16 protein-coding genes and 1 tRNA gene are annotated in these 13406 nt (G+C 63.3%); 7 read left to right on the forward strand and 10 right to left on the reverse strand.

The features are described from left to right. Positions 1–487, reverse strand: a 487-nt coding sequence (locus M3461_18110; protein MDQ3776121.1) for a hypothetical protein, incomplete at its 3' end; no start/stop codon positions are given. A gap of 131 nt (positions 488–618) precedes the next feature. On the opposite strand from M3461_18110, the gene M3461_18115 reads away from it, so the two are divergent. The 3 genes from M3461_18115 to M3461_18125 all read left to right on the forward strand — a co-directional run bounded on the left by M3461_18115 (position 619) and on the right by M3461_18125 (position 2072). Beyond that, positions 619–1017, forward strand: coding sequence for a class I SAM-dependent methyltransferase (locus M3461_18115; GenBank protein ID MDQ3776122.1), 399 nt, complete (start codon positions 619–621; stop codon positions 1015–1017). 462 nt (positions 1018–1479) lie between these two features. Continuing rightward, the gene (locus M3461_18120) at positions 1480–1692 is read left to right on the forward strand and encodes a hypothetical protein (GenBank protein ID MDQ3776123.1); all 213 of its coding nucleotides are present in this window, start codon (positions 1480–1482) and stop codon (positions 1690–1692) included. Then, positions 1692–2072 carry a hypothetical protein gene (locus M3461_18125; GenBank protein MDQ3776124.1) on the forward strand — a complete coding sequence of 127 codons (381 nt, stop codon included), beginning with the start codon at positions 1692–1694 and terminating at the stop codon, positions 2070–2072. Before M3461_18120 ends, M3461_18125 begins: the two co-directional genes overlap by 1 nt. A gap of 95 nt (positions 2073–2167) precedes the next feature. On the opposite strand, the gene M3461_18130 is transcribed toward M3461_18125, so the two are convergent. Beyond that, positions 2168–2704, reverse strand: a complete 537-nt coding sequence (locus tag M3461_18130) for a hypothetical protein (GenBank protein MDQ3776125.1) — start codon at positions 2702–2704, stop codon at positions 2168–2170. Positions 2705–2765: 61 nt separating this feature from the next. Between M3461_18130 and M3461_18135 the strand changes: the two genes are divergently transcribed. Next, the gene (locus M3461_18135; protein MDQ3776126.1) at positions 2766–3461 is read left to right on the forward strand and encodes a hypothetical protein; all 696 of its coding nucleotides are present in this window, start codon (positions 2766–2768) and stop codon (positions 3459–3461) included. A gap of 397 nt (positions 3462–3858) precedes the next feature. Here the strand turns inward: M3461_18135 and M3461_18140 are convergent, their stop codons facing one another. After that, the gene (locus M3461_18140; GenBank protein ID MDQ3776127.1) at positions 3859–4026 is read right to left on the reverse strand and encodes a hypothetical protein; all 168 of its coding nucleotides are present in this window, start codon (positions 4024–4026) and stop codon (positions 3859–3861) included. 377 nt (positions 4027–4403) lie between these two features. Here M3461_18140 and M3461_18145 point away from each other — a divergent pair, with 377 nt between their 5' ends. The 3 genes from M3461_18145 (at position 4404) to M3461_18155 (ending at position 5602) form a co-directional block, all read left to right on the forward strand. Continuing rightward, a complete protein-coding gene (locus M3461_18145) occupies positions 4404–4709 on the forward strand; it encodes a hypothetical protein (GenBank protein MDQ3776128.1) in 306 nt (101 codons plus the stop codon). Positions 4710–4713: 4 nt separating this feature from the next. After that, positions 4714–5226, forward strand: a complete 513-nt coding sequence (locus M3461_18150; protein MDQ3776129.1) for a hypothetical protein — start codon at positions 4714–4716, stop codon at positions 5224–5226. A 106-nt stretch (positions 5227–5332) separates the two neighbouring features. Continuing rightward, entirely contained in the window at positions 5333–5602 is a 270-nt protein-coding gene (locus M3461_18155; protein ID MDQ3776130.1) for a hypothetical protein, read from the forward strand. A gap of 266 nt (positions 5603–5868) precedes the next feature. Here the strand turns inward: M3461_18155 and M3461_18160 are convergent. The 7 genes from M3461_18160 to M3461_18190 all read right to left on the reverse strand — a co-directional run bounded on the left by M3461_18160 (position 5869) and on the right by M3461_18190 (position 13275). Next, a tRNA-Thr gene (locus tag M3461_18160) sits at positions 5869–5944 on the reverse strand. A gap of 64 nt (positions 5945–6008) precedes the next feature. Next, positions 6009–6431 carry a transcriptional repressor gene (locus M3461_18165; protein MDQ3776131.1) on the reverse strand — a complete coding sequence of 141 codons (423 nt, stop codon included), beginning with the start codon at positions 6429–6431 and terminating at the stop codon, positions 6009–6011. Positions 6432–6452: 21 nt separating this feature from the next. Further along, positions 6453–7541 (reverse strand): glycine oxidase ThiO, encoded by a 1089-nt coding sequence (thiO, locus tag M3461_18170; GenBank protein MDQ3776132.1) that lies wholly within the window; start codon positions 7539–7541, stop codon positions 6453–6455. Between the two features lie 50 nt (positions 7542–7591). Beyond that, the gene (ispH, locus tag M3461_18175) at positions 7592–8557 is read right to left on the reverse strand and encodes a 4-hydroxy-3-methylbut-2-enyl diphosphate reductase (GenBank protein ID MDQ3776133.1); all 966 of its coding nucleotides are present in this window, start codon (positions 8555–8557) and stop codon (positions 7592–7594) included. Positions 8558–8785: 228 nt separating this feature from the next. Beyond that, entirely contained in the window at positions 8786–9229 is a 444-nt protein-coding gene (gene lspA, locus M3461_18180; GenBank protein MDQ3776134.1) for a signal peptidase II, read from the reverse strand. Between the two features lie 183 nt (positions 9230–9412). After that, positions 9413–12241, reverse strand: a complete 2829-nt coding sequence (gene ileS, locus M3461_18185) for an isoleucine--tRNA ligase (GenBank protein ID MDQ3776135.1) — start codon at positions 12239–12241, stop codon at positions 9413–9415. Then, positions 12238–13275, reverse strand: coding sequence for a bifunctional riboflavin kinase/FAD synthetase (locus tag M3461_18190; protein MDQ3776136.1), 1038 nt, complete (start codon positions 13273–13275; stop codon positions 12238–12240). Before M3461_18190 ends, ileS begins: the two co-directional genes overlap by 4 nt. Positions 13276–13406: the final 131 nt, after the last annotated feature.

Below are 13406 nucleotides of genomic sequence, written 5' to 3' on the forward strand. Positions count from 1 at the left end.
GCCTCAGGGGCAGCTCACCCTCAGCATGTCCGCCAATCCGGCGGTCCAGGAGGAGCTGTTGCATTACCTCGAAGCCTTGCAAGCTTCCTGAGATCCCCAGATAAGCGATATTTATGCAACAATAGGGGAAACGCATCCGGACATGGCGCGCGTCGATCGGGAGAACGTCGAAAACGCGCCGTGGTACACCGGACGGACCTTTCGCGCGCTGGGGAGCCCCAAGTGGCTTTGCCTGTGCAACACGGCGTTCTTCGGCGTCCGGCGCGACGTGTGGGAGAAGGTCGGCGGCTTTGGCGACGTCTACCAGCACTACTGGGCCGACGACTTCCTCAATTACGCGATTCTGGACCAAGGCCTGAACGTTCAGGCATTCGAGCCAAAATTTCACAACGAAAACTACTTCTTCGAGCTTCAATACAGGAATACCGATGTCGACGATCGGCGGCGTCACGCAGATGCGGTGGCCATCCCGCACAAGCTCGAGCACTATCTATCGTTTCTCGAGGGGGGCTCGTCGAAACGGAGCGTCAGCTGCTGTTCCAGATCGCCCGTGGTCTGCCGGACTCTTCGACGGTTCTTCACGTGGGGTTGTGGCGCGGAGCGTCCCTCATCTTGTTCATGGCTGCGCTCAAGAACGCGCACTTCATCGGCATCGACTGCTTCGACCTGCCGGATGTGTCGTCCTATTCGGCGCAGCCCCCGGTCCGGATGGAGGAGGTCGTCGCGTATGTCAAGGCGTTCATCTCGGAACGGCACACGCTGGGACTCGTCAAGGCCAACACGCTCGCGATGTCGTCGTTTCCGCGTGCCGACGTCATTTTCGTCGACGGTGGCCATACGAAGATATGCATCGAGAACGATGTCAGACTCGCGAAGGCGGCTATCAATCCCAGCGGCCTGCTCATCTTCCATGACTATGGGCAGCCGAGGTGGCCTGACGTCAAGGCGACGCTCGACGCACACTTCTCCCCGGACCAGATGCGCGTCCATGGCACGCTCTGCGTAATCCAGGCATGACCACGCCGCAAGGTCTAACAATAAGGGTCCTACGATCACGGCGATCCACCGCCGGCGGCACGAGGACGCAATGAGGCGGCTGATTCTCCGCAATTTCCAGTCTCCGGGCGACATCGTGATGTTGACCGCGGCCGTGCGCGATCTGCACCTCACCTATCCTGATCAGTTCGTGACCGACGTACGAACATCGTGTCCCGAGCTGTGGGAGAACAACCCGCATCTCACGCCACTCCGCGAGGACGAGACCGGCGTCGAAATACTCGACTGCGAGTATCCCCTCATCCACAAGAGCAACGACGCACCGTTTCACTTCATTCACGGCTTCATCGACCACCTCAACGAGCAACTGGGGCTCGCGGTGCGCCCGACGGTGTTCCGCGGAGACATCCACATCGCGCCGATCCAGAAGACCTGGTTTTCACAGGTTGAAGAGATTGTCCGAGAGCCGTTGCCCTTCTGGACGTGGCGGGCGGCAAGTACGACTTCACCATCAAGTGGTGGGACCTCGGGCGGTTCCAGCGGGTCGTCGATCACTTCCAGGATCGCATTTTGTTCGTGCAGGTCGGCGAGAGCGGCCACGAGCATCCATCACTGCAGAACGTCATCGACCTCCGCGGCAAGACGGACCTCCGGCAGTTGCTCCGCAAGGGGTGCTCTGCCCCGTCACGCTGCTGATGCATCTCGCCGCGGCGGTCGAGACACGTCCCGGCATGCCGAAGAACCGTCCGTGCGTGGTCGTGGCCGGCGGGCGCGAACCACCGCACGGGGAAGCCTATCCGCATCACCAGTTCATCCATCGCGCCGGGGCCCTGGCCTGTTGCGATGGCGGCGGCTGCTGGAGGTCGCGCGTGGTGCCCCTGGGCGACGGCAACGAAAAGGACGCGCCCGAACATTGCTGCGTAGACGTCGTCGGTGTACTGCCGCGGTGCATGGACCTGATCACGGTCGCCGACGTCATCCGGTCGATCGAGGTCTATTTCGAAGGTGGCGCCGTGTCATACCTCTCGCCCCCGCAGCAATGGCGCGACGCCCCGTTTGCCGCATGTGCATCCTGAATGGAGGGAGACGCAATGTCCGGAAAGTCTGGATACCCCCCGTATCCGCCGTACCCACCGTACGCGCCCTATCCGCCTTACCCGCCCTATCCGCCCTATCCCGCGCAGGCAGGCTGTTGTCCACCTGTGGAATACGCACCGTGCCCGCCGGAGGCAGAAACCGAACCGCCACCTACAGAGACCCCGGAAGCCGGCCCCGCGGAACCGGCGCCGAGTTCTTCGACGAGCGGCGCACCGAGCACTGCGAGTTCTTCGAGCGCGGTGGGCCGGGCCAGTTCCAGTAGCCGACTGGATCCCGCGCTTCCCGTTTCCAGCAGTTCGTCATCGCGTGCGGCCCTCGGCAGTGGTTCCAGCGCATCTTCCGTGGCCTCGCCAACGAGCAGTTCCGGCGGCCCCTCCAGCAACGTGTCGAGCAGCTCCAGTTCGTCGTCAGGTACCGCCCCGTCAAGCAGTTCCAGTTCATCGCAAAGCGGCGTTGCGAGTAGCAGTTCGTCAAGCTCCTCGTCGATGAGCAGTCTCGCGCCGTCGGGCGACTTCACCGTATCGCGGATCGACATCGAGGCCATCGCGTTTTGCCACAAGGGCACCGGCGAACACACGACGACGAAGTTGATCGTGGATCCCAGGTCCATGGGAGCCCCAAAGTTGGGGTTCCTCAGCCGTACGGTTCACGTGAGGACGATGTTGTTTCAGTTGAGCGCGGATAAAGTGCCGAACTGGTTTGGCGTAGCGGTCGCGGACGGCGTGACGGACTTCACGCGGCCAACCATCTACTTTCATCCAACGCCCACGCCACCGAGGTACGTGGAGGGGTCTGGCAGTAAAGTCTATTTCGGGAAGAGCAAAGACGCGGCGAGTCGCACGCCGGACGAAAGCCGCTGGCGCGCGCTCTTCGAGTACGTCGACCGCCTCGGGCAACAGCTCGCCGCGGCAGTGCAACACTTCGGCGCCACGCCTAATCAGATCGTCATCTTGCCGTTCATGACGGGCTCGACGATGCACACCGCGGGTATCTTTCCTAAGCATTGGCTGCCGATCGTGACCGACATCTTGATCGGAGTGCGCGCGGCCGTCACGGGAATAATGGCCCCGCTCACGGTGTCCGAGGTAGTCTTGGCAGGCTACAGCTTCGGCCTTAATTGCCTGATGGCGTTCGAGGCCGCCGCGACTTTGAATCCACTCCTCAAGCAGATTTGGGACTTCGACGGTTCTACGTCCATTCCAGTCGTAACGACAGCGGCCGTGAAGATCATCAAGTATTCACAGGTCGTCCTCCCACGCCCGCGATGGGACAACTCCAGCCACCGTTTCTTCCGGTTGAAGAACCTGAGCTCGAGACCGAGAAGAAGCCGGACGGCACGATCGACCCCTTATGGGTGCATCATCTGATTCGCGACACGATGTTCCTCGACGCCGCGATCCAGCGCGATCCTACTAGCTGACGCCCCCAAAGCGACTGCGACTTGAGCTCGAGCTCGAGGAACTGCTGCTGGAAGACGGACTGGATCTCGACGAGCTACTGCTCGAGCTCGGTGAGCTACTGCGGCTCGAGCTCGAAGGGCTGCTGCTCGAACTTGGTGAGCTGCTGCTCGAGCTCGATGAGCTACCGATTGGGCTCGCGCTGCTCGAGATCGACGAGCTACTGCTGGACGCTGTGGGGCTGCTGCTCGACGAAACGTATCGACTGCTCGAGCTCGACGGCACACCGCTCGAACTGGAGCCCACGGTCCTCGAACTGCTGCTGGAAACATACGAGCCACTGCTCGAGCCTGGTGGCCGAGGCACCTCACCTTTCGGTCCACACGGCGGTGCGCACGGAGGCGCGCAAGGATTCGGTGGGTACCGAGGGAACGGTGGGTACGGTGGATAGGGCGGCGCGGGCGGCGCGCCGCTCGATCCGGACCCGCAGCTCTCCGATCGTGAGGCTCTGTCGGTGCAGCGATCGACTTCGCATCGCAGTCGCTCGATCTCGGAGCGCAGCTCGGCGGCACATCGATCGGCAGTACGGGCGATGGCGTCGGCGTCGGCGTGGGTGCTGGCTGAGACTGGTGCCCGCCACACTTCGCACACCCGCAGGGCGCCGGCGCACAGCATCCGCAGTTCGGTGGATACGGAGGGAACGGCGGATATGGTGGAAACGGCGGATACGGTGGAAACGGCGGATACGGTGGAAATGGCGGATACGGCGGATACGGAGGGGACGGCGCCGCGTCGAAGTGTGGGTCGAGCGGCTGGATGCGCGGTGGGGCGAAGACTTCGGCTGGCACAAGGTCTCGGACGTGGTCATCTCGCAGCGCATCCCGATCCCGGCCGCCTCGACACCGGCATCGCGTGGGTATCGAGTCGATCCTCGGCCGCGCGGTCTCAGCCCAAGAACGATTGCAGACCCGCGACCTGGTCTCCGCGAGGGACGTCGCCCGGCTGACCCCGAGTCGGCTGATCGAACTCATCCACTTGTGGCAGACCCTGTGGGAGGGAGACGTCGCCCTCCCTGAATCTCCCGCGGGCGGCGCACGTCATCGCCTAGTCATCGCGGAATACGAAGAGTATCTGGTCGATGACGATCGTCCGTACGACAAGACGCCGACGCGCAAGGGCCGTCGTCTTGTATTCATTGAACATGTCGAACTCGCCTGAGCGGGTGTGTGCGGTCACGCGGCGCTGTCCAGCTCACCCTGGATCTCCAGGCGGTACGCGTCGTGGTGCTGGCAATCAAGTTGATAATGACTTCGTGTCACCAAGGGTCGATGGCGTAACAACTGCCATGATTAGTATATTTGTAACTGTAACAAATTTTGACTACGGGCAATTAAACGAATTGAATACTTTAATCAGTGAATACGATAATATGGAAAATTTTAAAATTCATGTTAACGTTGACACAACAATTCCTTTAGACTTATCACAATATAAAAATATTACAACAAGCCAGAGGCTTTTTGACAAAAGTATTGGACATTATATTCCAATGATGCATAGAACAGTTATAGCAGAAAATGTTGATAAATATGATCTATATATTTTCTCGGAAAGTGATATCTTAATAAAAGAATCTACAATAGATAGATATTTAAACGAAACTTCTCTTCTACCAAAACATTGTATAACAGGATTTTTGAGATTTGAACTTCAAAAGGTAAATATTACAAAGTAAATATTACAAAATATTTACCAGATATATAAACGCTATATGCGGCCCAATATTTTCAAATCCATCAATTAATATCATTAATGGTAAGAGATATTTTAATATTACAAACATGTTTAGCGCATCATACGCTTTAACAAATGATCAATTACATCAAGCATTAAATTCAAATCAATTTATTCTAAATTCTCAACCTTATGATCGATATGGAATAATAGAATCGGCTGCTGCAAGCATTTATACTAGATGCGGATTTAAAAAAATTATGCCAGAAGGAAATTTAGAGGACTTACTTGTTCATCATTTAAGTAATAAATATGCATATTCTCATTGTCGAATTGATTTTGAATTATTTAAAGAGCAAATTAGAAATGAAAGATAAAACAGGAGTCGTTATTGGAACATATGGCGCGACTCCATATGGTTCTTGTCAATGATGACTGTAGTCCATCTCAAGCATGAAAAGGCAGCGATCGACGCACGAGTCTCTTCGGAGAAGCAGCGCGAGGAGCGTACCATCGCCAAGCGGCATGACCCGCGCGATGAGGTTTTGGACAAAACGGGGTCCTATGGCGGCGTTTATATAACGCAAAAGTCTACCCCGACGCAGCACGCCACCGGTAAAAGATACGTAAGTTATTGGTTTTATGGTGCCGGCGAGAGGAATCGAACCTCCGACCTGCTGATTACGAATCAGCTGCTCTACCGACTGAGCTACACCGGCATAGGGGCGGGAGTATAAGACGGTCGGCGCCCGTACAGAAGCGGTGGGCCGGTGCGCCGTGCGGCTAGGAGGCACCGGGTTTGTTGCAGACGCGCACGATGACGTCGATCCCGGCGTGCGCGGTGCCCTCGGGCAGCGCCGGGACGTCGGAGATGCGCAGGGTGTCGGCGTCGAAGTCGGTCAGGGTGCCGTCGTCCACGTTGTAGAAGTGGTAGTGGGGCGCGAGGTTGGAATCGAAGAACGCGCGGTCGCGATCGACCGTCAGCTCGCGCAAGAGTCCGCGCGCGGCGAACAGGCGCAGGGTGTTGTAGACCGTGGCCTTGGAGACGCGGGCGCCGCGGCGTTTGAGTCGATCGAGCACCTGTTCCGCCGACAGGTGTTGGCGCCGATCGATCATGACGGAGGCGACCGCGACGCGCTGCGGTGTGGGGGCGATCCCGTGCTGCGCCAGCAGCTGGGCCGCACGACCTTGATCCAATGCGTCCATCTAGGCTGTCCGTCCGCTAGTCTACGCCTGACGGGCCGGCCAGGCGAAGGGCTCGGGGGCGACGATCGGCGCGCGTCCGAGGATGAGATCGCAGAGGAGACGGGCGGAGCCGGGGGCAAGCACGACCCCGTTGCGGAAATGGCCGGTGTTGGCGTAGAGGCCGCGCGCCTCCGGGTGGCCGGCGATGACGGGCATGCCCGTGCCCGATCCCGGTCGGAGACCCGCCCAGTGATCCACGATGGGTTGTCGGGCGAGCGCCGGGATGAGCGCGCCGGCCGCGGCGTGCAGCGCCGCCCGGGCCTCGCCCGTGACGGTCTTGTCGAAGCCCACGTGCTCCACGGTGCTGCCGACGAGCATCGACCCATCGCGGCGCGGTACCAGATAGACCTCGCCGTGCTGCACGATATGCCTGAGCGTGCCCGACGGGGCCCGGTACAGGAGCATCTGGCCGCGGACCGGGAAGATGACCGGCGGATGCGGCAGCTCATCCAGCAGGGACCGGCTCCAGGGTCCCGCGGCGATGACCACGGTCCTGGCGTCGATGCGTTCGCCCGCCGTCTCGACGCCCAGGATGCGTCCCCGTGCGTGCCGCAGCGCCCGGACGTCGCAATGCTCCCTGACCGCGACACGAGCCGCTGCCAGTGCGCCGCGCAAGGCACGGAGGAGCCGCGGGTTTCGGATCTGGGCGACCGCGGGGACACGCCAGGCCGGTCCGGGGATCGACAGCGCCGGTTCGAGCCCCGCGAGGCGCTCGGCATCCAGGGCTTCCACTTCTGTCCCCATCGTAGTCCAGGCAGTGGCCTGTGCCTCCGCATCCGGGCCGACGAGGAGGAGGCCGGAGCGCGTCCATTCGGAATCGATCCCGGTCTCGACCTGTAGATCACGTACCAGATCGGCGTAACGCTCCTGGCCGTAGCGCAAGAGGGCCTGGAGCGCCGGTGGCGTCGTCCGGGGCTCGAGCGCGGCCAATACCCCCGCGCCCGCCCAGGAGGCCTCACGGCCGAGTTGACCGCGTTCGAGGAGCAATACCCTGAGTCCCCCGCGCGCCAACTCACGGGCGCAGAAGAGACCGATGAGGCCGCCGCCGACCACGATGCAGTCGCTGCGCACAGGGGGCCAGCCGCGGTCGTGTGGCGTCCCCTCCGCTACCGCGGCAGGACTCAGACGGGCTCCGGCTCCGCGGCGGACGGCCGGGCCAGCTCCCTGGGGAGGCTGAACACCACTTGCTCGCGGATCCCGGGCGCCTCGGCGACCGCGGTCCCACCCCACTCCTTGAGCCTCTCCACCACCTCTTCCACCAGCACCTCGGGCGCCGAGGCCCCGGCGGTGACACCTACGGCGGTCTTGCCCACCACCCATTCGCGGCGGATCTCGGCGGCGCTGTCGATGAGGTAGGCGGGGATCCCCTGTTTCTCGGCGATCTCCTTGAGGCGGGTGGAATTGGAGCTGGTCTGCGAGCCGACCACCAGGATCACCTGGCACTCGGACAGGAGGCGCTTGACCGCGTCCTGGCGGTTCTGCGTAGCGTAGCAGATGTCTTCCTTCTTGGGGCCCACGATCTTCGGGAAACGCCGCCTGAGGGCGTCGATGACCTGGGCGGTGTCGTCCATCGACAGGGTCGTCTGGGTCACGAAGGCGAGGAACTCCGGGTCCTTGACCTGCAATGCCCACACATCGTCCACGGACTCGACCAGATAGATGCCACCGGCGCCGTCGCTGCGCCGGTACTGCCCGACCGTGCCCTCGACCTCCGGATGCCCAGCGTGACCGATGAGGATGCACTCCCGGCCCTCGTCCTGGTAATGACCGACCTCCATGTGGACCTTGGTGACCAGCGGGCAGATGGCGTCGAAGATCTTGAGCCGCCGCCGTGCGCCTTCCTCGCGCACCGCCTTGGAGACCCCGTGGGCACTGAAGATCACGGTGCAGTCATCGGGAACGTCGTCGAGCTCGTCGACGAACACGGCGCCCTTGGCGCGCAGGCCATCGACGACATACTTGTTGTGGACGACCTCGTGGCGGACATAGACCGGCGCCCCATAGAGATCGAGCGCGCGCTCGACGATCCCGATGGCGCGATCGACTCCGGCGCAAAAACCGCGTGGGTTGGCAAGCATGATCTGCATGATTGGAATCCTCGTTCGAGTTTCCTGGCCGTTCGAATGTACCGGCCACGGTCATGAAATCTAGTCAAAGATATTTGAAATTGTACGCTCTTTTCGATCCCTTCCCCCTGGAAGGGGGAAGGCTAGGATGGGGGTCGAATCTTTCAGCACTATGCGACGCTCAACCCCCACCCTCGCCCTCCCCCTGCCAGGGGGAGGGAATAAGCTCGTGCTGGCAGCTTATTAAATTTACCTCGATGGTTTCAGGGCATCGACCAACAAGAGAGCCGCCCCGATGCTGATCGCCGAGTCGGCGACATTGAACGCCGGCCAGTGCCAGTCCTGATAATAGACATCGATGAAGTCGATCACATACCCGAGCGTCAGCCGGTCGCAGAGGTTGCCGACGGCCCCCCCCAAGACCAGCGTGAGCGCCAGGGTGTACCATGAGCGCTCGTCCCCGTGCCTCAGGAGCCACACCACGATGCCCACGCTGACCGCGAAGGCCAGACCGATGAACAGCCAGCGTTGCCAGCCCCCGGCGTCGTTCAGAAAGCTGAAGGCCGCGCCGGTATTGTGTACCAGGGTCAGGTTGAGGAGGGGGGCGATCGGCACGATTTCATGCAGGCTCAAGGTCTCCCGCGCGGCCATCTTGGTGAGCTGGTCGAGCACGATGATCGCGAAGGCCAGCATGAGCCAGCGCCAGGCGCGCGTCGGAACCGGGCCGGTGCCAGGATGCCGGAGCGCCTCCGTACCTCCGATTTTTTGTTGGCCGGTCTTGTGTTCGGCCGTCATGGCGGAAGCCACCTGGGCGATCGGCCTCGCGTCCCGCCGGCAGACCGGAGGCTGGAGGCGGCGGCATGCGGTCGGTGGAATCTAGGCATAACACCGGACCTCGCCGGGTCCAACCACGTTGTCGACGCAGCGGCCACAAAGCCCTGGGTACTCGGCGTGGCTGCCTACATCGGCGCGGTGGTGCCAGCAGCGAACACACTTCGGATCTGCGCACGGCGCCACCGCTATCTGGAGACCCGGTAGGTCCGCGAGGAGGGCGTGCTCGGGCGCCTCCGCGATCGGATGGAGCCTGGCCGCGCTCGTGATCAGCAGGAAGCGCAACTCGTCGCCGAAGGGCGCGAGCGCCGCGAAGACCACCCCGTCGGCGTACAGGTCCACCTCCGCATCGAGCGATGAGCCGATCCCACCCGCGACCCGCAGCCGTTCGAGGTCGTGGGCCACCGCCTCGCGCACCTCCATGACGACCCGCCAGACCTCGGGCCCGAACCCTTCGGAGGGCGCGCGCGTCACGAGCCCTTCATACCAGCGCTCGATGAATACCGATCCGCCGCGCGCACCCGGGAGGTGCTGCCAGATCTCGTCCGCGGTATAGGACAGGATCGGTGCGATCCAGCGCGTCAGGGCTTCGATGATGTGGTATAGGACGGTCTGGGCCGAGCGCCGCGCGGGGTGCTTGCGGGGCAGGGTGTACTGCCGGTCCTTGATGATATCGAGGTACAGGCTCCCGAGCTCGATGGAACAGAAGTGATGCAGCTTCTGATAGATCAAATGGAATTGGAAGCCGTCGTAGGCCGCGATGACCTCATCCTGCAAACGCGCCGCCTGGTCCAGGATGAAACGGTCCAGCTCCAGCAGGTGCTCGGGGGCGACCCGATCGACATCGGGGTCGAAACCGTCCAGGTTGGCGAGCAGGAAGCGCGCGGTGTTGCGGATGCGCCGGTAGGCATCGGCGGTGCGCGTCAGGATCTCGTCGGAGATGGCCATCTCCGCGCGGTAATCCGTGGCCGCGACCCAAAGCCGCAGGACATCGGCCCCGAGCCGGTTCATGACCTCCTGGGGCACAACCACGTTGCCGCGCGACTTGGACATCTTCAAGCCCTCTGCGTCTACCGTGAAGCCATGGGTCAGGACCGATTTATAGGGTGCCCTCCCGTGCATCGCCACCGCGGTGATGAGCGAGGATTGGAACCAGCCGCGATGCTGATCGGAGCCCTCGAGGTACAGATCGGCCGGGAACGCCAGGCGCGCATCGGCGCCCAGCACGGTGGTGTGGGTGACGCCCGAATCGAACCACACATCCAGGGTGTCCCCGACCTTTTCGTAGTCGCGCGCGTCCTCGCCCAGGAGGGTCGCGGGATCGAGGTCGAACCAGGCCTCGATGCCCGCGCCCGCGACTCTTTCGGCCACGGCCTCGATGAGCCTCGGGGTGTCGGGGTGCCAGTTGCCGGTGTTCCTGTGGACGAAGAGCGGGATCGGGACGCCCCAGGCGCGCTGTCGCGAGATGCACCAGTCGGGACGGTTCTCGATCATGCCGCGCATCCGGCTATCGCCCCATTCCGGCATCCAGGACACCCCTCCGATCGCCGCGAGCGCCTGGGTGCGCAGGCCGTGACCGTCCATCGCGATGAACCATTGGCGGGTCGCGCGAAAGATGATTGGCGTGCGATGCCGCCAGCAATGGGGATAGCTGTGGCGCACCATCTCGCGATGCAAGAGCGCGCCCTTGGCCCGGAGGAGCTCGATCACGTGCTCGTTGGCGGTGAGCACGTGCTCACCGGCGAAGACTTCGGTATCGGGCAGGAAGCGGCCGTCGGCGCCCACCGGGTTGTGGACGGGCAGGCCGTAGCGGCTGCCGACCACATAGTCTTCCTGGCCATGGCCGGGCGCGATGTGTACCGCCCCCGTGCCGGCCTCCAGGGTCACGTGCTCGGCGAGGATCACGGGCACCTCGCGCCCATAGAACGGATGCTGCAGGCGGACGTCTTCGAGGTCCCGGCCACGCCCGTAGGCCACTACCCGGTAGTCCTCGATGCCCGAGCGATACAGCGTGTCCTTGATGAGCGCCTCGGCCAGGACCAGGCGTTCCGGGCCATGGGGTCCCTCGCATTGGACGACCGCATACTCGACCTCGGGGTTCACGGCCACGGCCTGGTTGGCCGGCAGGGTCCAGGGCGTGGTGGTCCAGATCCCGATCGAGATCGGACCGCGGCCGGGGTGCTCGGGGACGTGATGGCAGCGCGCCATCAAGGCGGCGTCCTCCAGCACCCGGAAGCGCACATCGATGGCCGGTGAATCCCGATCCTGGTACTCGACCTCGGCCTCCGCGAGGGCCGAGCCGCAATCGCAGCACCAATGTACCGGCTTGAAGCCACGGTGCAGGTGCCCGGCCGCGGCGATGCGGCCGAGCGCGCGGATGATGTCGGCCTCGACCTTGAAGTCCATCGTGAGGTACGGCCGGCCCCAATCCCCCAGGACCCCGAGGCGCTGGAAGTCGGCGCGCTGCTTCTCCACCTGGGTGCGGGCATACTCCCGGCAGGTGCTGCGGAAGGCGCGCGGATCGACGCGCGTGCCCGGCGTCCCGATGCGCTGCTCGACCATCAGCTCGATGGGCAGGCCATGGCAGTCCCAGCCGGGGACGTACGGGGCGTCGAAGCCACCCAAGGTGCGGGCCTTGACGATGATGTCCTTGAGCACCTTGTTGACCGCATGGCCGATGTGGATCTCGCCGTTGGCGTAGGGCGGGCCGTCGTGCAGGATGTAGCGCGGCGCCCCGGTCCGCGCCGCGCGGATGCGGCCGTAGAGGTCTTCCGCCGCCCAGCGCTTCAAGGTCCCGGGCTCGCGTTCGGCTAGGTTCGCGCGCATCGGGAAGGCCGTGCGGGGGAGGTTGAGGGTGGCCTTGTAGTCCGTCATGGCGCAGAGCCCGCGAGCGCGTGGTCGCCGGTCGTGGGCGCCGAGCTTCCCGATCCCTCTGTCCAGAGCCCTTCGATCGCGTCCATCCCCGTTCCCTGGGCCCATAGGCGGCGGGCGTGCTCGACATCCAGCGCGATCTGAGCCCGGAGCGCCTCCAGCGTATCGAACGTCCGGTCCTCACGAAGCAGGTGCAGGAACTCCACCCACAGCGTCTCCCCGTAGAGATCCGCGTCGAAATCGAGCACATGGACCTCGAGCAACTCGTGCGTCCCCGCGAGGGCGGGGCGTGGCCCCACGTAGGCGACGGCGGGCAGCGGCCGGGGTCCAAGCCCTCGCACCCGGGCCACGAAGATCCCGCACACTGCCGAGGAACGGCGGCGCAAGGGGATGTTGGCGGTGGCGTAGCCCCACGTGCGGCCGCGTTTCTCGCCGTGGACGACGCGCCCGAAGATGGCATAGGGGCGCCCCAGCAAGCGGCTCGCGGCGCTGAGGTCGCCGCGGGCCAGCGCCTCCCGGACGCGCGTGCTGCTCACGCGCGCGCCGTCACGCTCGAAGGCGGGCACCCGCAGGACCTCGACTCCCCGCGCCTGCCCGAGCGCGCGCAGGAGTGCATAGTCGCCCCGGCGCCCCTGCCCGAAGCGGAAGTCGTCGCCTACCACGAGCCCGCGCGCCCCGAGACGCTCGATCAAGACCCGGTCGACGAAGTCCTCGGCCGTCTGCGCCGCGAGCCCCGCGCCGAAGCGCAGGCACACGAAGTGATCGATACCGTAGTCACGGAGGAGCAGGTATTTCTCGCGCAAGCGCGTGAGGCGTGGCGGCGCCGACCGGGGGTCGAAGTATTCGCGCGGCTGCGGTTCGAACACCAGCGCCACGGTGGGTAGGGACAGGCGCGCGGCGACTCGTCTCTGCGCATGAAGCACCGCCTGATGGCCGAGGTGTACGCCGTCGTAGTTGCCGATGGTCACGACCGCTCCCTGTCGGCCGAGTGCCTGGAGAACGGGGTCGCGCCGGGGTGCGAAGCGCTTGGGTTGCATGACTATCTAGTGGAGTGTCCCTTAAATAACTTGACAGATTCTCTGGCAATTGCTATGCTTACGGTCATGCCGAACACGAGGCTGTCGATCGAGTTGAAACGGCTGAACGGACGCAGCTCGAAAAGTGGGAG

It is taken from the genome of Pseudomonadota bacterium (genome assembly GCA_030860485.1).
In the GTDB taxonomy this organism is placed as follows: domain Bacteria; phylum Pseudomonadota; class Gammaproteobacteria; order JACCXJ01; family JACCXJ01; genus JACCXJ01.

Coding starts and splice junctions, on each gene's coding strand:
- M3461_18130 (MDQ3776125.1), bottom strand. CDS start 2,704: ATGGACCTGGGATCCACGATCAACTTCGTCGTCGTGTGTTCGCCGGTG.
- M3461_18190 (MDQ3776136.1), bottom strand. CDS start 13,275: ATGCAACCCAAGCGCTTCGCACCCCGGCGCGACCCCGTTCTCCAGGCA.
- ileS (MDQ3776135.1), bottom strand. CDS start 12,241: ATGACGGACTACAAGGCCACCCTCAACCTCCCCCGCACGGCCTTCCCG.
- lspA (MDQ3776134.1), bottom strand. CDS start 9,229: ATGCTGGCCTTCGCGATCATCGTGCTCGACCAGCTCACCAAGATGGCC.
- M3461_18125 (MDQ3776124.1), top strand. CDS start 1,692: ATGCATCTCGCCGCGGCGGTCGAGACACGTCCCGGCATGCCGAAGAAC.
- M3461_18140 (MDQ3776127.1), bottom strand. CDS start 4,026: ATGCGAAGTCGATCGCTGCACCGACAGAGCCTCACGATCGGAGAGCTG.
- M3461_18165 (MDQ3776131.1), bottom strand. CDS start 6,431: ATGGACGCATTGGATCAAGGTCGTGCGGCCCAGCTGCTGGCGCAGCAC.
- M3461_18155 (MDQ3776130.1), top strand. CDS start 5,333: ATGTTTAGCGCATCATACGCTTTAACAAATGATCAATTACATCAAGCA.
- M3461_18115 (MDQ3776122.1), top strand. CDS start 619: ATGGCTGCGCTCAAGAACGCGCACTTCATCGGCATCGACTGCTTCGAC.
- ispH (MDQ3776133.1), bottom strand. CDS start 8,557: ATGCAGATCATGCTTGCCAACCCACGCGGTTTTTGCGCCGGAGTCGAT.